15 protein-coding genes are annotated in these 16,382 nt (G+C 72.6%); 7 read left to right on the top strand and 8 right to left on the bottom strand.

Going from position 1 to position 16,382, the window contains the following annotated elements; translation table 11 throughout:
• Window positions 1–19: 19 nt before the first annotated feature.
• Window positions 20–721: a peptidylprolyl isomerase gene (locus tag GFH29_RS09740; RefSeq protein WP_153323195.1), complete on the top strand. Its 702-nt coding sequence runs from the start codon at window positions 20–22 to the stop codon at window positions 719–721.
• 1 nt (window position 722) lies between these two features.
• On the opposite strand, the gene GFH29_RS09735 is transcribed toward GFH29_RS09740, so the two are convergent.
• Entirely contained in the window at window positions 723–1,205 is a 483-nt protein-coding gene (locus GFH29_RS09735) for an OsmC family protein (protein WP_153323194.1), read from the bottom strand.
• Window positions 1,206–1,326: 121 nt separating this feature from the next.
• Here GFH29_RS09735 and GFH29_RS09730 point away from each other — a divergent pair, with 121 nt between their 5' ends.
• From GFH29_RS09730 to GFH29_RS09710, 4 genes are all read left to right on the top strand, one after another.
• The gene (locus tag GFH29_RS09730; RefSeq protein ID WP_153323192.1) at window positions 1,327–1,611 is read left to right on the top strand and encodes a Fe-S cluster assembly protein HesB; all 285 of its coding nucleotides are present in this window, start codon (window positions 1,327–1,329) and stop codon (window positions 1,609–1,611) included.
• Between the two features lie 132 nt (window positions 1,612–1,743).
• Window positions 1,744–2,742 carry an NADP-dependent oxidoreductase gene (locus tag GFH29_RS09725; RefSeq protein WP_153323191.1) on the top strand — a complete coding sequence of 333 codons (999 nt, stop codon included), beginning with the start codon at window positions 1,744–1,746 and terminating at the stop codon, window positions 2,740–2,742.
• Window positions 2,743–2,793: 51 nt separating this feature from the next.
• Window positions 2,794–3,447 carry an HAD family hydrolase gene (locus GFH29_RS09720; RefSeq protein WP_194288933.1) on the top strand — a complete coding sequence of 218 codons (654 nt, stop codon included), beginning with the start codon at window positions 2,794–2,796 and terminating at the stop codon, window positions 3,445–3,447.
• A gap of 625 nt (window positions 3,448–4,072) precedes the next feature.
• Complete coding sequence (locus tag GFH29_RS09710; protein WP_153323185.1) at window positions 4,073–5,341, top strand: HNH endonuclease signature motif containing protein; 1,269 nt, start codon at window positions 4,073–4,075, stop codon at window positions 5,339–5,341.
• Window positions 5,342–5,697: 356 nt separating this feature from the next.
• Here the strand turns inward: GFH29_RS09710 and GFH29_RS09705 are convergent, their stop codons facing one another.
• The 3 genes from GFH29_RS09705 to GFH29_RS09695 all read right to left on the bottom strand — a co-directional run bounded on the left by GFH29_RS09705 (window position 5,698) and on the right by GFH29_RS09695 (window position 9,995).
• Window positions 5,698–6,162 carry a hypothetical protein gene (locus GFH29_RS09705; RefSeq protein WP_153323183.1) on the bottom strand — a complete coding sequence of 155 codons (465 nt, stop codon included), beginning with the start codon at window positions 6,160–6,162 and terminating at the stop codon, window positions 5,698–5,700.
• 189 nt (window positions 6,163–6,351) lie between these two features.
• Complete coding sequence (locus tag GFH29_RS09700; RefSeq protein WP_153323182.1) at window positions 6,352–8,097, bottom strand: aminotransferase class V-fold PLP-dependent enzyme; 1,746 nt, start codon at window positions 8,095–8,097, stop codon at window positions 6,352–6,354.
• 62 nt (window positions 8,098–8,159) lie between these two features.
• Window positions 8,160–9,995 carry a hypothetical protein gene (locus tag GFH29_RS09695; RefSeq protein WP_153323180.1) on the bottom strand — a complete coding sequence of 612 codons (1,836 nt, stop codon included), beginning with the start codon at window positions 9,993–9,995 and terminating at the stop codon, window positions 8,160–8,162.
• Between the two features lie 123 nt (window positions 9,996–10,118).
• Between GFH29_RS09695 and pepN the strand changes: the two genes are divergently transcribed.
• Entirely contained in the window at window positions 10,119–12,599 is a 2,481-nt protein-coding gene (gene pepN / locus GFH29_RS09690) for an aminopeptidase N (protein ID WP_153323178.1), read from the top strand.
• Window positions 12,596–13,429, top strand: a complete 834-nt coding sequence (locus GFH29_RS09685) for a formate dehydrogenase accessory sulfurtransferase FdhD (protein ID WP_153323176.1) — start codon at window positions 12,596–12,598, stop codon at window positions 13,427–13,429. The genes pepN and GFH29_RS09685 overlap by 4 nt, the downstream gene beginning before the upstream one ends.
• 7 nt (window positions 13,430–13,436) lie before the next feature.
• Here the strand turns inward: GFH29_RS09685 and GFH29_RS09680 are convergent, their stop codons facing one another.
• From GFH29_RS09680 to GFH29_RS09665, 4 genes are all read right to left on the bottom strand, one after another.
• Window positions 13,437–13,841 (bottom strand): hypothetical protein, encoded by a 405-nt coding sequence (locus GFH29_RS09680; RefSeq protein WP_153323174.1) that lies wholly within the window; start codon window positions 13,839–13,841, stop codon window positions 13,437–13,439.
• 61 nt (window positions 13,842–13,902) lie between these two features.
• Window positions 13,903–14,508 (bottom strand): TetR/AcrR family transcriptional regulator, encoded by a 606-nt coding sequence (locus GFH29_RS09675; protein ID WP_153323172.1) that lies wholly within the window; start codon window positions 14,506–14,508, stop codon window positions 13,903–13,905.
• A 24-nt stretch (window positions 14,509–14,532) separates the two neighbouring features.
• Window positions 14,533–15,216 (bottom strand): ABC transporter ATP-binding protein, encoded by a 684-nt coding sequence (locus GFH29_RS09670; RefSeq protein ID WP_153323170.1) that lies wholly within the window; start codon window positions 15,214–15,216, stop codon window positions 14,533–14,535.
• A complete protein-coding gene (locus GFH29_RS09665) occupies window positions 15,213–16,343 on the bottom strand; it encodes an ABC transporter permease (protein WP_153323168.1) in 1,131 nt (376 codons plus the stop codon). The genes GFH29_RS09670 and GFH29_RS09665 overlap by 4 nt, the downstream gene beginning before the upstream one ends.
• Window positions 16,344–16,382: the final 39 nt, after the last annotated feature.

Genomic DNA, 16,382 nt, shown 5'->3' with positions numbered 1-16,382 from the left:
GCTGGCTACGATCGAGACCATGCCCGCTGCCGCGCTGAAGCGCCCTCTCGCCGCCCTTGCCGCCCTCGCCGTGCTCGGCACGCTCGCCGCGTGCGGCGACGACGAGGAGTCGCCGGAGTCGGCCGAGACCTCCGCCTCGCCGTCGGAGTCGGTCTCCGCGGCTGCCGGTGCCTGCGAGTACGTCCCGGACGGCACCGAGGACGGCCCGGACCTCCCGGCCGCCGAGCCCGAGGTCAGCGGCCAGGTGAAGGTCTCGATCGCCACCAGCGCCGGCGACCTGAGCGCGACGCTGGACGCCGACGCCGCGCCGTGCACCGTGAGCTCCTTCGTCTCCCTCGCCGAGCAGGGCTACTTCGACGAGACCCCGTGCCACCGGCTCACCACCGCCGGCATCTACGTGCTGCAGTGCGGCGACCCGACCGGGAGCGGCATGGGCGGCCCGGGCTACACGATCCCCGACGAGGTGACCGGCGAGGAGACGTACCCGGCCGGGACGCTGGCGATGGCCAACACCGGCGCACCGAACAGCGGCGGCTCGCAGTTCTTCATCGTCTACCAGGACGCCAACGGCGGGCTGGCACCCAGCTACACCGAGTTCGGCACGATCTCGAAGAAGTCGCTCGCCGAGGTGCGCGCGGTCGCGAAGGACGGCGTCGAGGGCGGCGGCACCGACGGCCCGCCCGCGACCCCGGTCGAGATCACCTCCGTCACCGTGGAGTGACTCAGCCCGCTTGCGGGCCGAGGTCGCCGGTCCGGTAGTCCACCGGGTCGCCGACACTGACGGTGCGCCCGACGGTGCACAGCCGGTCCTGCACCTGACGCACGGTGCGCTGGAGCACCGCGCGGGCGCGGTCGCCATCCTCGCCCTCGGGGAACGCCACGTCGAAGGTGACCGCGAGGTCGACCATCCGGCTGCCCTGCTCGTCGCGGATCTTGTGCCCCTCCCCGCGCGCCGCGAACGCGCTGAACGGCGCCCGCTTGCCGGTGACCGACTCCAGGTCGATCGCCCCGCAGGCGGCCAGCGCCGCGAGCAGCAGCTCGACCGGGGTGAAGTCGTCGTCCTCCCCCGAGCCGATGGCCAGCGTGCCGCCGCGGCGGTTGGTGGCCACGAAGTGCAGGTCGCCGTCGCGGGCGAGCTCGATGCTGCGGTGGGTGGAGTCGCTGCGCTCGTCGCGCGCGGCGGTCTGGGGGCTGTCGGGTGCCATGGCTCCAGCCTGGCACCCGCGACGTACCCCGCGACACGCCCGGGCCACCCGCGCCGACTTGAACGGGTGCCACGGGTGGGACACGGTGGAGGGGTCCTGAACGACCATCGGAAGGCGAGTCATGCTCACCCTCACCGAGAACGCCAGCACGATCGTCCGACAGATCGCCACCCAGCCCGGCCTCCCCGAGACCGCCGGGCTGCGCATCACCTCCGAAGGGACCACGGAGCCGTCCTTCGCGGTCAGCGCCGCTGACCAGGCCCAGGAGGGCGACCAGATCGTCGAGCAGGGTGGCGCGACCATCTTCCTCGACGAGGCGGCCGCACTGATGCTCGCCGACAAGGTGCTCGACGCAGCCGTCGACGCATCCGGGAAGGTCGAGTTCGCACTCGGCCTCCAGGCCTGACCCCCGCTCCCCCGGGCTGCGTGCTCGGGGGAGCATCCTCGGGCTCCCGAGGTGGCCGCCTGTGGGCGGATGACGGCCCATGCCGGGGCCGGGATCCCGGCCCGCTCACCGCTGCCCTGTCAGGATCGCGGCATGCCGACCTCCACCCGTGAGATCCACCTGGCCGCGCGTCCCACCGGCTGGCCCACCCCCGACGACTTCCGCCTGGTCGAGACCGAGCTGCCCGACCCGGGACCCGGCGAGGTCCTGGTGCGCAACACGGTGATGTCGGTGGATCCCTACATGCGGGGCCGGATGAATGACATGAAGTCCTACGTGCCGCCGTACCGGCTCGGCGAGGTGCTCGACGGCGGCGCCGTCGGCACGGTCGTCGCCTCCAACGACGACTCCCTCGCCGTCGGCGACACGGTCCTGCACCAGCTCGGCTGGCGCGAGCACGCGCTGGCCCCCGCCGCCTCCTTCCGCCGCGTCGACACCACCGGGGTGGAGGAGTCCGCCTACCTCGGCGTGCTCGGCATGCCGGGCCTCACGGCGTACGTCGGGCTGACGGCGATCGCCGGGCTGCGCGAGGGCGACCGGGTGCTGATCTCCGGTGCCGCCGGCGCCGTCGGGTCTATCGCGGGGCAGGTGGCGCGGCTGCTCGGCGCGAGCGCGGTGGTCGGATCGGCCGGGTCCGCCGAGAAGGTGGCCTGGCTGACCGACGACCTCGGGTTCGACGCGGCGGTGAACTACCGCGACGGGTCCCCGCTGAAGCTGCTGGAGCCGCACGGCCCGTTCGACGTCTACTTCGACAACGTCGGTGGCGAGCACCTCGAGGCCGCCATCGCGCTGCTCTCCGACCACGGTCGGATCGCCGCGTGCGGCTCGATCGCGAGCTACAACGACGAGTTGCCCACCCCCGGCCCGCGCAACATGTTCCAGGTGGTCACCAAGCGGCTGCGGATGCAGGGCTTCATCGTCACCGACCACGGCGACCTGGCCCGGGAGTACCAGCGGCTGGCGCGCCAGTGGGTCGCCGACGGCAAGCTGGTCAGCCGCGAGACGGTCGTCGACGGGCTCGACCACGCGGTGGACGCGTTCCTGGGGCTGCACCGCGGGGAGAACCTGGGCAAGATGCTGGTGCGGTTGTGAGGGTCCTGGGGCTGCGCTGAACCGCTGCCCCTCGCTCTAGGGTTTCGTCCCGTGCCCCTCATCGCTCTGGACCTGGACGGGACCCTGGTCGACCAGGCCGCCGCTGCACGAGCCTGGTCGGCAGGGTTCGTCGACCACTGGCGGCTTCCGGCCGGCGAGGTCGACGTCATCGCAGCGGCGCTGACCGCTCGCCGACCGAAGGGCGAGGTCTTCAGCGAGCTCATCGATCGGCTGGACCTGCCAACATCGGCTGACAGCGTCTGGGCCGACTACCGCTCGCGGATGCCGTCGCTCGTGACGGTCACCGACGCGGACCGGAGCGCTCTCGCCGACCTTCGGGCAGCCGGGTGGACTCTCGGCGTCATCACGAACGGCATGCTCGACAACCAGGAGGGCAAGATTCGCCGCACCGGCCTGGACGCCCTCGTCGACGGATGGGTCGTGTCCGACGCTGTCGGTGCCCGCAAACCAGCTCCTGCCATCTTCCACGCGCTCGCCAGCAGGCTCGGTTGCACGCTCGAGGGCTGGATGATCGGCGACAGTCTCGAGCTCGACGTCGCGGGTGGGGCTGCCGTCGGGCTGAGCACGGCGTGGCTCGACGACGGATCGGACCCGACGGGCTACCGGCCGGATCTGGTGGTCGGCTCGGTAGCGGCAGCCGCTCGAGCCATCTTGGATGGCCAGCCGAGCCCTACCCCGCGCTGAGGCAGGCCGGTAGGTCTGTGCCAGGTCGTCGTTGCGCCGAATACCGCGTTCGAGCTCGCTGACCGTGGTCGGCCAGACGCCGAGCTGGTTCCCGGCAGACCTCAGGGTGATGTTCTTCGACTGGCAATACAGTCCAGTAGGACGTCAGCCGGAGTACCGGAGCCGCGACTGCCGCGGTTGATTCATCGTTACTGTCGGTACGTGCCCGGGTTGCACGGCGCTTCACGCCGACCGGCAGGTCCTCAACGACCGCGTCGGGGTCGACGTGGAACCCGAAGCGCTCGGAGATGTCCTCTACGGCCTCTGCCAGGCCGACGAGGGCGAGATCGTCCTCGACGGCGAGGTCCGGCACTTCGCCGGCCCCGGCGACGCGGTTCCGGCAGGCGGGCGCGCGTGGTGGCCACACCGCAATCGGAGAGCGACGGTCCGTCTGGTCGCGCACGAAACGCTGGTGCACAGCGCATGGCGCATGGGGGCCGATCCACTGCCAGTGGCCCGCCCGTCTCGGCGACTTTATCCACAGATTCATCCTTTACCTTCCGTGCGCGTTCGAAATGTTTCGAACACGGGTAGGATCGGGATATACGGGAATCCACCCCGCACCCCTTGATCTCGGGAGTCGACGATGGCCGATCAGGTCTCTTCCTACCTCACCGATCTCGGGTGCGCCGAGGACGCCCTCGACACGATCGCTGGTCGCGATCCGGTCTTCCTCTCGGTGCCGGAGAAGCGCCAGGCGCTGAGGATGACGGCCCACCTGGCCTCACGGGCCCAGGCGGTGCACGCGCGGGTGATCGCGTGCGCCGACGAGGTGGCCGACGCCGACGGGTGTCGCGACGTCGCCGCCTGGGTGGCACACCGCACCCACACCGCCGCCCCGACCGCCCGGCGGCTGCGGCGTCTCGGGGTCGCGTGCGAGCGGCGCTGGCACCGCGTCGGCACCGCCCTCGCGGGCGGGCACGTCAGCCTCGACCAGGGCCACGTCATCGTCGCCGCGCTCGACGACCTCACCGACGCCTTCGACCTCATCGAGGCCAGCGCCGAGGAGTGGGCCGACATGCTCGCCCGCGCCGAGACCTACCTCGTGGAGCAGGCCGCCGACTTCGGGCCACGTGAGCTGGCCCGCCTGGCCGAGCGGCTGCTCCAGGTCGTCGCGCCGGAGTGGGCGGAGAAGGTCGAGGAGGAGCAGCTGCGCGCCGCGGAGCGCCGCGCCCGGCGGCGTACGACCTTGGGTGTGAAGCACCTCGGCGACGGGAGTGCGGCGATCCGGGCCCGGGTGCCGGAGAGCATCGCGCTGCGGCTGACCACGATGCTGGAGTCCTTCACCAACCCGCGGCGCGCAGCAGACGAGTCCGCTTCGCCTGCCACGGACGGGCGGCGGGTGCCCTACGAGCGTCGGCTCGGCGAGGCCTTCTGCTCGCTGCTCGAGGCCATCGACCCCTCGAGACTCCCCCTGCACGGCGGCGACGCGACCACTCTCGTGATCACGATGGACCTCCAGGCGCTCGTCGACGGCCTCGGGTCCGCGACGCTGGCGGACGGCTCCCGCATCACCGCGGGCGAGGCCCGGCGCCTGGCCTGCACCGCAGGTCTCGTCCCGGCGGTCCTCGGCACCCGCTCGGTGCCGCTCGACCTCGGCCGCGCCAGTCGACTCTTCAGCCCGGGCCAGAGAAAAGCCCTCGCAATTCGCGACAAGGAATGTCGAGCGGACGGCTGCACGATTCCGTCCACCTGGTGCGAGGCGCACCATGTGGACCCGTGGTCGGCCGGCGGAAAGACCGATCTCGACAAGGGTATTCTTCTGTGCGGCCATCACCATCACCTGATCCACGACGACCGTTATCTGCACCAACGGATGCCGAATGGCGATATCCGATTCAGCCGTCGGACGTAAGTGCATGACCGCAGCCGGGGTTGACGAGGATAAAGCGACAGTTTCCGGCCCGATATCAGCTCGTCTCGGCTGCGGGGCTTGCGTGCAGCGATGCGCGCACGGTCAGTGCGGGCGTTGGGGTGGTTGACGATGAGCCACAGCTTCCCCTTGCCCGGGCACGTCATCCGGGTCCGGTCGGTCGCCTTGGCCTTACCTCCGGCTGAGGTGGCCGCCGCGGGCGCTGTTGCGTGGGAGTCGACGGTGGACAGTGGAGCATGGGGAGCAGGAGAGCCAGCGTTGGGATGACTGCGGCGCCGCTCAGGCGGATGCTCTCGGATCCTCGGTGAGCACTTACGCAGCCATCGCTTCCGCCATTCCTACGTGACCGGCGTGACGGACACGCCTTCTGGTGTGCCGTCGTAGATGCTCAGGGCCCAGTCGCTGCCATCTCCCGCTCGAACCTGGATCCGCTTGGCGCCCGGGGGCGCGCTCACGATCGTGCTGGTCGTGACCCCGTCGCAGCCGATGACGGACGCGGCATCGGGGTAGTCGAAGTTGACGAGCTGAGCTTCAGCTCCGGCGACGGACGACGTACAGGTCATCGCGATCGTGTAGGTCACCCCCCTGGGGGTGAACTCGTAGACCTCGGAGTTGCCGGCACCGAGGGTGGGCTCAACCCTCACGCGCGCCTCGTCGGGAATGGCGGGCAAGATCTCCTCCGCCGCTGCTGTGTCGGCAGCCGACTGTTCGGTCGGCTCGGGGGTCTCCGACTCGCCTGGGTCTGCCCCGGGGGCGACGGCCGGAACGGCAACGATCGCCACGATTGCCAGCCCGACCTTCACTCGCGCGCCCCTCATCACAGCTGCTCCTTGGTCAGGACCCAGGCCTTGGCCCAGGGCGCGCTCAACGTTGCGTAGTGACGGCACTGTGCACCTTCTGACCCCCGTCAGGCGGAATGTTCTTCGTCCCTACCTAAAGTTCGCTGGCCCAACGGCCGTTAGTCGATGTGCGCGACCCGCACGCGGCCTGACTCACTCAGCCGCGTCGACCGCCACGCACTCCGCCGGGAGGTCGAACCAGCGCAGGTGCTCGAAGTCGGTGCTCACGTTGCCGGGGTGGGTGGTGAGGTCGGGGCCGGGGCGCTCGCCGAGGATCCGGGCGGCGTCGCGCAGGTGCTCCTCGAGCAGCTCCACTCCCCCGGTGGCGGTGTGCTCGGGCAGGTGCACCCGGCCGCCGGCGTACGACACGTCGTGGAGCGACAGCGGCGGGTCGACGACGCCGGCGCGGTGGCGCCACAGACCGGTGGCGGGCTCGAAGGAGTAGTCGCCGAACAGCCGCCAACCGTCGCGGGCGATCATCCGCACCGCGTCGACGACGTACTGCGCGACGGCGTCGGGCACGAAGTAGTTGAAGTTCACGCGCACCCAGCCGGGCTTGATGCCCTCGCAGCCGCCGGTGATCTCGCGCTCGAACTCGTGGGAGCGCTCGATGTCGATGCCGAGCAGCCGGTGGCCGTAGGGGCCCGCGCACGAGCAGCCGCCGCGGGCCTGGATGCCGAACAGGTCGTTGAGCAGCGCGACCACGTAGTTGTGGTGCAGGTAGCGCCCGGTGGGCGAGCGCACCACGAACGACACGATCGAGAGCCGCTCGGCCTCGAGGTTTCCGAGCAGCTCCAGCCCCGGCTCGGCCCGCCACGCCTCGACGGCACGGGCCAGGTGGCGCTCCTCCTGGGCGCGGATCGTGTCCACCCCGACCGCCTGCTTGAGCTGGAAGACCAGCCCGGCGCGGATCGCCTCGACGATCGCCGGGGTGCCGCCCTCCTCGCGGTGGGTGGGGTCGTCGAGGAAGCGGTGGTCGTCGGTGTTGACGTAGGCGACGGTGCCGCCGCCCGGGACGTCCGGCACCCGGTTGGCGAAGAGCTCGCGGCGCGCGACCAGCACGCCCGGCGTCTGCGGTCCGCCGACGAACTTGTGCGGGGAGATGAACACCGCGTCCTTGTAGGACAGCGGGCGCGCCGGGTCGCTGGGGCCCATCGCGATCTCGACGTACGGCGCCGCGGCGGCGTAGTCCCACAGGCTGAGCGCGCCGTGCTCGTGCAGCACGGTCGCGATGCCGGCCACGTCGGACATGATCCCGGTGACGTTGGAGGCCGCGGAGAAGGAGCCGATGCGCAGCGGGCGGTCGGCGTGCTCGACCAGGCGGGCGCGCAGGTCGTCGAGGTCGACCTGACCGTCGGCGTCCTCGCGGATCACCACGACGTCGGCGACCGACTCGCGCCACGGCAGCTCGTTGGAGTGGTGCTCGTAGGGCCCGACGAAGACGACCGGGCGCTCCTCGGGCGGGATGTGGCGCTGCAGGTGGTGGCGGTCCTCGAGCACCGAGGGCAGCCGCAGCCCCAGGACCCCGACGAGCTTGGCGATCGCGCCGGTGGCGCCGGAGCCGGTGAACAGCACGACGGTGTCCTCGTCGCCGCCGACCGCCTCGCGGATGATCGCGCGCGCCTCCTCACGCAGCCGCGAGGTCTGCAGGCCGGTGCCGCTGGACTCGGTGTGGGTGTTGGCATAGCCGGGCAGCACCTCGCGGCGTACGAAGTCCTCGATGAACGACAGCGCCCGGCCCGAGGCGGTGTAGTCGGCGTAGGTCACCCGCCGACGCCCGTAGGGCGTGCTCATCAAGAGGTCCTCGCCGATCACCGAGTCCCGCACGAGGGCGAGCAGCCGGTCCTTCTCGGCGCGTGCGGCGATCTCGCTCGGCTCTGTCACGTCCTGCGCACCCATGCCTAGCAGGGTACGGCGGGCGGGAGCCGCGCTCCCGCCCGCCGTCGTGGTGTGAGTGGGTGCTACTTGAGGATCTTCACCTTGATGTTGGCGGCGCCGGTGACCACCCGGTCGTACGGCGCGGAGACCCGGGTGCGCAGGAAGGACTTCGGCCGCTTGGCCTCGGCGCGGTAGTACATCTCCTCGCCGTAGTAGTCCCCGGCGTACTGCACCTTGTCGGAGGTGCCGTACTGCACGCGGACCTGGTCGTTGCGCAGCGTCGTGGCGATGAGCTTCTTCGCCCCGGCGAGGTTCTTGAACGACGTGCTGTTCCACTGGTTGCTGCCCGAGGTCACCGAGACGCGGGTGGCGGAGCGGTACTTGGCGGCCGGGGCGGCGAAGCTGACCCGGTGGTAGCGCTTGGTACCGCCCGGAGCGGTCATCACGAGGCGGAGCTTGATGGTGCGCCCGGCGCGCGCCTGGATCGGGGTCTTGTTGTTGACGGTCGTCCAGGAGCCGTTGCGGTGCTGCTCGACGCGGGCGATGTCGAGGGTGCGCGCGTCACGGCTGAGGTCGGCCCGCAGGTCGATGCTGCGCATCTCCACGCCCTCGAGCCGGCTCAGGCCCCAGGCGAAGTCGGCCACGCCGTACGTCGCCTCCCACAGGGCATCCGGGCCCGCGAAGCGGTCGGTGAGGCGCAGCGTGAACGGCGCCCCGGCCGCGTCGGTGCCGGTGATCGTCCAGGTCAGCAGCTCCGAGCCCATCGGGTCGTTGTCGAGCAGGCGCTCGTGGGCGGCGGAGAACTGGTAGTACACCGCGTCGGCGGCGGCGTCGTCGACGTAGACCTCGGTCCGCCCGGTCAGCGTCTCCCCGTCCAGCGCCAGCGCGCTGGTGAGCGCGATCGCGTCCGGCAGTGCGCCGAGGCGACCGGCGATCGCGGTGCGGCGGTCGTCGTTGATGGTGCCGACGGGGGCGGAGATGTTGGCGAGCTTGAACGGCACCCCGGCCGGGTCGGGCTGCACGTAGACCGCGTCCGCGGGGTGCAGGCCGAGCGACGTGGCGCCCAGGGAGTACGCCGGGTGCCCGAACCCGACCACCCGGTCGCCGCACACCGAGGTCACGGTGCCGACGCCGCCCATGATCACGTCGCCGTACGACGCGGTGGTGGCGAGGTTGCCGCCGGGCTTGATCGCGCTGGCGTCGGCGGGCGCGGCCGTCGAGCGAGCGAGCCGATAGCTGGCGGACTTCAGGTAGGGCCGCTTGATGCCGCGCTTGGCGAGCGCCTCGGCCTTGGCCGCCAGCATGTCGAGGGTGCGCTGGGAGACCCCGGACACGCCCATCGGCACGGTGAGCTCACGCATCCCGCGACCGGCCTGCGCGACGGTGAGGTCGGTGCTGGCGGCGATCGCGCGTGCCATCGCCGGCGGCACGGGGAGCCGCGGGGCCGGGTCGGCCTCCAAGAACTCCTCCATCTCCGCGAACGGCGTCACCCCGGCCACCGGGCTGGACCCCCACGCCATGCCGTAGGAGATCGCGCCGACGACGCGCCCGTCGGCGGCGTACAGCGGCGAGCCGGACATGCCCTGCCAGATGCCGTTGGCCTGGCCACCGCCGGGCAGCTCGATGTCGGGCACCTCGACGTCGACCATGATCATGTCGAGACCGGCGGAGATGCCGTCGTCGAGCACCCCGATCACGGTGCCCTCGAAGGCGACCGGCTCGGTGCCCTGGACCACGGTCAGGCCGGAGAGGACCTGCCCGCGGGTGAGCTCAGCGGTCGGGAACGGCTGGTCGCACCCGGGAGGCGCGGCGGCTGCGGGCGAGGGGCCCACGCCGACCGCGGCGGCGCCGAGCAGCAGGCCCGAGGCGGCGACGCCTGCCACGAGCCCCCTGCGAGGGCGGAAGGTCGAACGTGTCATGAGGTTCCTCCGAGTGATGGGGACGTGTGTTCGTCCATGCCCCCTCAGACGCGCTGGACCACGAAGAGGTTGCCGGCGCGATGCTAGGTCCCCGGACTCGGCAGGGTTGCCTAGTCTGGCGAAGTGACCTCACCGTTCCCCGATCTTCAGCACACCGCGCCGCGCAGCCTCCAGCGCACCGAGGCCGAGGCCCGCGCCGCGCTGCTCCGGGTCGACTCCTGCGACGTGGAGCTCGACCTCGCCTCCGACGTGGAGACCTTCGCCTCGCGCACCACCCTGCGCTTCACCAGCGCGGGCGGCGCGACGTTCGTCGACCTCAAGCCGCGCCGGGTGCGCTCGCTGCTCCTCAACGGCACGCCGCTGGACGCCGACGACCTGGTCGGCGGACGGCTGCCCCTCGACACGGTGCCGGGGGCCAACGAGCTGGTCGTCGACGCGGTGATGGCCTTCCGCAACGACGGCGAGGGCCTGCACCGCAGCGTCGACCCCGCCGACGGGCGCCACTACGTCTACGGCATGTCGTTCATGGACGCCGCGCCCAGCATCTTCGCCTGCTTCGACCAGCCCGACCTCAAGGCGCCGTACACGTTCACGGTGCGCGCGCCGCGCGACTGGGTGGTCGTCGGCAACGCCCCGGCCACCCAGCCGGAGCCCGGGCTGTGGCGCATCGGGCCGACGCCGCCGCTGTCGACGTACTTCGTGACGGTCGTGGCCGGGCCCTACCACGTGATCCGCGACGAGCACGACGGCATCGCGCTGGGGCTCAGCTCGCGCGCCAGCCTGGCCGGGGCGCTGGAAGCCGACGCCGAGGACCTGCTCGCGGTCACCCGGGCCAGCCTCGATGAGCTGCACCGGCTGTTCGGGATCCGCTACGCCTTCGGCGACTACCACCAGGCGTTCGTGCCGGAGTTCAACGCCGGTGCGATGGAGAACCCGGGCTGCGTGACGCTGCGCGACCAGATGCTCTCCTCGACCCGGCTCAGCCGCGGCGCGCGGATCGTGCGGGCCACGACCATCGCCCACGAGCTCGCCCACCAGTGGTTCGGCAACCTGGTCACCCCCCGCTGGTGGGACGACCTGTGGCTCAACGAGTCCTTCGCCGAGTACGCCGGCACCCGGGTCGTCGCCGACGCCACCGAGTACGCCGACGCCTGGGTGGACAACTCCTACCTGCGCCGCTGCTGGGGGCTGGGCGCCGACCTCGGGCCGAACACCCACCCGGTCGCCGGGAACGGTGCCGTCGACGCGCTGGCCGCGCTGCAGGACTTCGACGGGATCTCCTACGCCAAGGGAGCCAGCATCCTGCGCCAGCTCAACACCCGCCTCGGCGACGAGGTCTTCCTCGGCGGGGTGGTCGAGCACATGCGCCGCCACGAGTTCGCCAACGCCACCATGCACGACCTGTTCGCCGCCTGGGAGCGGGCGGGCGCTGGCGACCTGTCGGCGTTCACCGGCGCCTGGCTGCGCACCTCGGGCGCCGACACGATCACCCTGGACCGCGCGGCGGGCGTCGTACGCCGCACGCCCCCGGCCGGCCAGCAGGTCGAGCGCACCCACACGCTCGGCATCGCGGTGCGCGAGGAGGCCGGCTGGCGCACCCGCCCGCTCGTGCTGGACGTGGCCGAGACGCCCGTCGAGGTGGGCACCGCCCCGGTCGTGCTCGACCCCCACGAGCAGACCTGGGCGCTGGTGCTCCCCGACGCCGCCACCGTCGAGGCGCTGGTCGAGGACCTGCCCGCGCTGCGCGACGACCTGCAGCGCGCCGCGACCTGGAACCAGCTGCGGATGGCCCACGACCACGGCGTGCTCGACCCCGCACGGGTCGTGGACGTCGCGGTCGCCGCGCCACCGGTCGAGGACCTCGAGGACACCCCGGTCCGCGCGGTGCCTCGCCGCACCATGCCCTGGCTGCTGCAGACGCTGCTCCCCCTGGCCCCCGACGGGTCCCGTGAGCGGGTGCACCGCGCCGCGCTCGCGCGGGTCGCCGCGGAGCCCGCCGGCGCCGAGCACCAGCACTCCGCCTTCCGGCTCGCGATCGCCACCGCCACCGACCCAGACGCGCTGCGCGGCTGGCTCGCCTCTCCGCCGGAGGGCATCGAGATCGACCAGGACCTGCGCTGGCGGGTGCTGGTCCGCCTGGCCGTGCTCGGCGCGTGCGACGCCGCCGAGCTCGACGCCGCGCTGGCCGACGACCCGACCGCGCAGGCCCGGGTCGAGCACTCCCGGGCGCGTGCCTCGCTCCCGGAGCCGGAGGCCAAGGCGTGGGCCTGGGCGCGGTTCACCGGCGAGGTCAGCGTGCCCAACTACGACCTCGAGGCGGCCGGGACCGGCCTGTGGCAGCCCGGCCAGGAGGACCTCACCGCGCCGTACGTCGAGCGCTACTTCGCCGCCCTGGACACCGTCGCGGAGGTCCACCAGGGCTGGGTGCGCGGCACCGCCGTCGAGGCGTTCTTCCCCGCGACCGCGCTGAGCCAGGAGACGCTGGACCGGGCCCGCGAACGGCTGGCCGACGAGGCGCTGGACCCCACGGTGCGCCGCCGCCTGGCCGACGTCACCGACCTGCTGGCGCGCCGCCTCACGGTCCGCGCGAGGTACGGCGCATGAGCGGGCGCGCACGCCGGCCCGGGCCCTCGGTCCGCACCCGTGTCCACGAGTTCGCAGAGGACGGCGAGCGTCGCCGCGAGGACCGGCTGGCCACCGAGGAGCCGCTGGAGATCCGGCTGGCCTGGCCGGGGGCGGAGGCGCGGCGCGCCTGGGTGACCATGCGCACCCCGGGCCACGACTTCGAGCTCGCCGCCGGGTGGCTGGTCCACGAGGGGCTGACGGGCGTGGACGGGATCGCGACCGTCGCCTACTGCACGGACGTCACGCTGGCGCCCGAGCAGGAGTTCAACGTCGTCACCGTCACCCTCGCCGGGCCGCCGCTGCGCGAGGTCGGCCACCGCCACGACGCGTCCTCGTCGGGCTCCTCGGCCTGCGGGGTGTGCGGCAAGGACAGCATCGGCGACGTGCTGGAGCACCCGTCCGCGGCCGCGCGCTGGTCCGGCCCGCTGCCGAGCCCGCAGACCGTGCGCGCGCTGCCGGACCGGCTGCGCGAGCACCAGTCGCTGTTCTCGCGCACCGGCGGCGTGCACGCCGCGGCGCTGGTCGACGCGGACGGCCAGGTGCTCGTCGTGCGCGAGGACGTCGGGCGCCACAACGCGCTGGACAAGGTCACCGGGGCGCGGGTGCTGGCCGGCGAGTCGCCGACGCAGGCCTGCCTGGTGGTCAGCGGGCGGGCCGGGTTCGAGCTGGTGCAGAAGGCGGTGGCCGCGGGCGCCGGGGCACTCGTCGCCGTCGGGGCGCCCACGAGCCTCGCCGTACAGCTGGCGGCGGACGCCGGTCTGGCCCTCTACGGGTTCACCGGCGCCCGCCGTACGGTGCGCTACTGCTGAGGTGCGCTCAGCGCTGGACCAGCACCACCGGCGCCGCGACGGTCTCCTCGTCGGCGACCTTGTGCGGGGTGGACCAGAAGACCGCCACCACGGTGGTCACGATGGTGAGCACGAGCAGCGCGGCCCACAGGCCGGTGCTGATGGCGGCCTTGCGCATGTTCACCAGCGCCAGGACCAGGATCACCAGGCCGAGGCCGAGCTTGACGGCGATCTTGGTGTGGTTGACGTCGGCGTCGAGGCCCTCGAGCACGCCGACGAGCAGCAGGCCGGCGACGAACGCCGTGCCCGCGCCGTCACGCACCCACGAGGTGATCCGCTTGGTGGGCTCCTTGGCCTGCACGATCAGGCCGCCGAACAGCACGGCGAAGCCCAGCAGGTGGATGGTCAGCAGCACGAGACGGACGGTGTCCATGTCTTCTCCGGTGGTGGTGGGGGTGGGATATCGGGATGGGATGTCGGGAGGGGGCCCGGTCTCACGACGACGGCGGCAGCGGCAGCTCGAGGTAGGGGCCCAGGAGGCGGCGCAGCCGCGCCCGGGCGGCCTCCTGCGCCGCGTCGCCATCCGCCGCGGGGCGGTCCGCCGCACGCGAGGCCTGCACGATGAGGGAGTCGATGTGCTCGGCCATCGCCTCCGGCTCCGGCTCCCCGAACTCGGTCAGCGCCTCGCGCAGGGGCACCTGCAGCCGGGCGTGGAACTCCTTCATCGGCCCGGCCAGCACGTGCGGCTCGACCACGCGGGTCAGCGCCCGGGCCACCGCCTGGTCGGAGCTGGCGAACAGCTCGAGGTTCGCCTCGACGTACGCCCACACCCGCTCGGCGGGGCTCGAGGCCGCGGTCACCCGGTCCGCGATCCGGGCGCCCCACTCGGGGAAGAGGTCGGCGACGAGGGCGGCGAGCAGGTCCTGGGCGGAGCCGAAGTACTGGTAGACGCTGGAGCGGGCGAGCCCGGCGCGACGCCCGACCGCCGCCATCGACGGCACCTCCGGCGCCTCCGCGAGCAGGTCGCGGGCGGCGTCCAGCAGGGCACGGCGCTGCCGGGCGTGGTGCTCGGCCACGGTGGGGGCCTCGATGCGCGGCACGGTGGTTCCTCGGTCGGGCGGTCGTCAGGGCGCCGTGAGACTAACCTGCCCGAGGCGCCCGTCGATCATCTCCAGGACCCGGTCGCAGTGGTGCAGGACGTCGTGATCGTGGGTCACCACGATCGTGGCCACCCCGTGCTCGTGGGTCTCGCTGGCCAGCAGGCCGAGCACCTCCTGGCTGCGCTGCCGGTCGAGGGCCGCGGTCGGCTCGTCGACCAGCAGCACCTGCGGACGGGTGACGAGCGCCCGTGCGATCCCCACCCGCTGGCGCTCGCCGCCGGAGAGCTGGTGCGGGCGGCGGTTCGCCTTGTGCTCCATCCCGACCGCGGCCAGCAGCTCGTGCGGGTCCCGCGGGTCGCGCACCGGACCGAAGGTCAGCGGCAGCCGCAGCTGGTCCACGCTGGTCAGGGCGGGGATCAGGTTGCCGCTCTGGAACACGAAGCCGATCCGCTCGCGCCGGGTGCGGGTCAGGTCGCGCGCGCTCGCGGTCGTGAGATCGACGTCGCCGAGCCGCACCGCGCCCGAGGTGGGGCGGGTGAGCGCCCCCGCGACGGCGAGCAGACTGGACTTGCCGGCCCCGGAGGGACCCACGACGGCGACCAGCTCGCCCGCGGCGACCTCGAGGTCCACGTGGTCGAGGGCCGTCACGGTCTCCTCGCCGTCTCCGTGCAGCAGCGTGACATCGGACAGGGACAGTACGGCGGTCATCGGCTGCCTCCCAGGGCACTCAGCGGGTCGACTCGGGTGATGCGCACGACGGCCACCGCGGCACCGACGACGCCGAGCCCGACCAGCAGCGCGGTGGCGCCGGCGATCGGTGCGGCCTCGAGGGCGAAGGGCATCGGCGTGGAGGCGAGTCCGGCGCCGGCCGCGACGCCGAGCGCGACCCCGACGCCGGCGGACACGGTGAGCAGGACGAAGGACTGCACCAGGCTGTCGCGCAAGAGGTACGCCGTGCTGGCGCCCATGGCCCGCAGCACCGAGATCTCCTGCTTGCGCTGCACGGTCAGCACCGTGAAGAAGGCGCCCACCACGAGCGCGGAGATCGCGTAGAGGAAGCCCTGCACCAGCTGGAGGGTGGAGGTCTCGGCGGTGTAGCCGGGCGAGGCGCCGTAGGACTCCTCGCGCGTCATCGACTCGGTGCCCGCCGCGTCGTCCCCGGCGGCCAGGTCGACCTCGGCGCCGTCCTCACCGCGGACCGCGACGGCGGTGATCTCGTCGTACACCCGGTCGGGGACGACGTCGCCGTCGCGCACGCCGGCCTTGACCTCCTGCCAGGTGCGCAGCGGCAGGTAGCCGATGTCGACGTGGCCGTAGGTGTGCTGGTCGGCGAGCACCCCCACGACCCGCAGCTCGTAGCCGGAGGGCTCGAGCGTGATCGTGTCGCCCACGGCGACACCCTCCTCGGCCGCGGTCGCGCTGACGACGACCTCGCCCTCCCCCGCGATCGGGGAGCCCTCGGCCACCTCGGGGTCGAGGAAGGAGCCCTGCTCGACGCCGAACAGCGCCAGGTCGATCTCCACGCCGTCCTGGTTGCGGGCGTTGACGAGCGTGTTGCCGAACGGCTCGGCCTCGGCGACCCCGGGCTGCTCGCGCCAGGTCTCGACCGCGTCGGTGGAGACCACGCTGCGGGAGAAGGCGGCGTCCTTGGAGACCCCGTCCTGGAAGGCCAGCGAGGTCACCGGGAGGCGTTGGAGCCCCGAGACCCCGTCGTTGACCAGGCCGACCGTCAGGCCGCTGAGCAGCACCATCAGGATCGCGATCAAGGCGACGACCACGCCCATCAGGGCGAAGCGGCCGCGTGCGAAGACAAGCTCACGAAGGGCGAGGAACACGGCTACCGCCGCCCCTGACATTGATTCGACACCATGTCG

Source organism: Nocardioides sp. dk884 (assembly GCF_009557055.1).
GTDB lineage: Bacteria > Actinomycetota > Actinomycetes > Propionibacteriales > Nocardioidaceae > Nocardioides.
The sequence above is the reverse complement of the archived record's forward strand: the minus strand, read 5'-3'. Positions and strand labels throughout refer to the sequence as shown.

Coding starts and splice junctions, on each gene's coding strand:
- GFH29_RS09670 (WP_153323170.1), bottom strand. CDS start 15,216: ATGACCGCCGTACTGTCCCTGTCCGATGTCACGCTGCTGCACGGAGAC.
- GFH29_RS09695 (WP_153323180.1), bottom strand. CDS start 9,995: ATGACACGTTCGACCTTCCGCCCTCGCAGGGGGCTCGTGGCAGGCGTC.
- GFH29_RS09730 (WP_153323192.1), top strand. CDS start 1,327: ATGCTCACCCTCACCGAGAACGCCAGCACGATCGTCCGACAGATCGCC.
- GFH29_RS09740 (WP_153323195.1), top strand. CDS start 20: ATGCCCGCTGCCGCGCTGAAGCGCCCTCTCGCCGCCCTTGCCGCCCTC.
- GFH29_RS09685 (WP_153323176.1), top strand. CDS start 12,596: ATGAGCGGGCGCGCACGCCGGCCCGGGCCCTCGGTCCGCACCCGTGTC.
- GFH29_RS09725 (WP_153323191.1), top strand. CDS start 1,744: ATGCCGACCTCCACCCGTGAGATCCACCTGGCCGCGCGTCCCACCGGC.
- GFH29_RS09735 (WP_153323194.1), bottom strand. CDS start 1,205: ATGGCACCCGACAGCCCCCAGACCGCCGCGCGCGACGAGCGCAGCGAC.
- GFH29_RS09710 (WP_153323185.1), top strand. CDS start 4,073: ATGGCCGATCAGGTCTCTTCCTACCTCACCGATCTCGGGTGCGCCGAG.
- GFH29_RS09700 (WP_153323182.1), bottom strand. CDS start 8,097: ATGGGTGCGCAGGACGTGACAGAGCCGAGCGAGATCGCCGCACGCGCC.
- GFH29_RS09680 (WP_153323174.1), bottom strand. CDS start 13,841: ATGGACACCGTCCGTCTCGTGCTGCTGACCATCCACCTGCTGGGCTTC.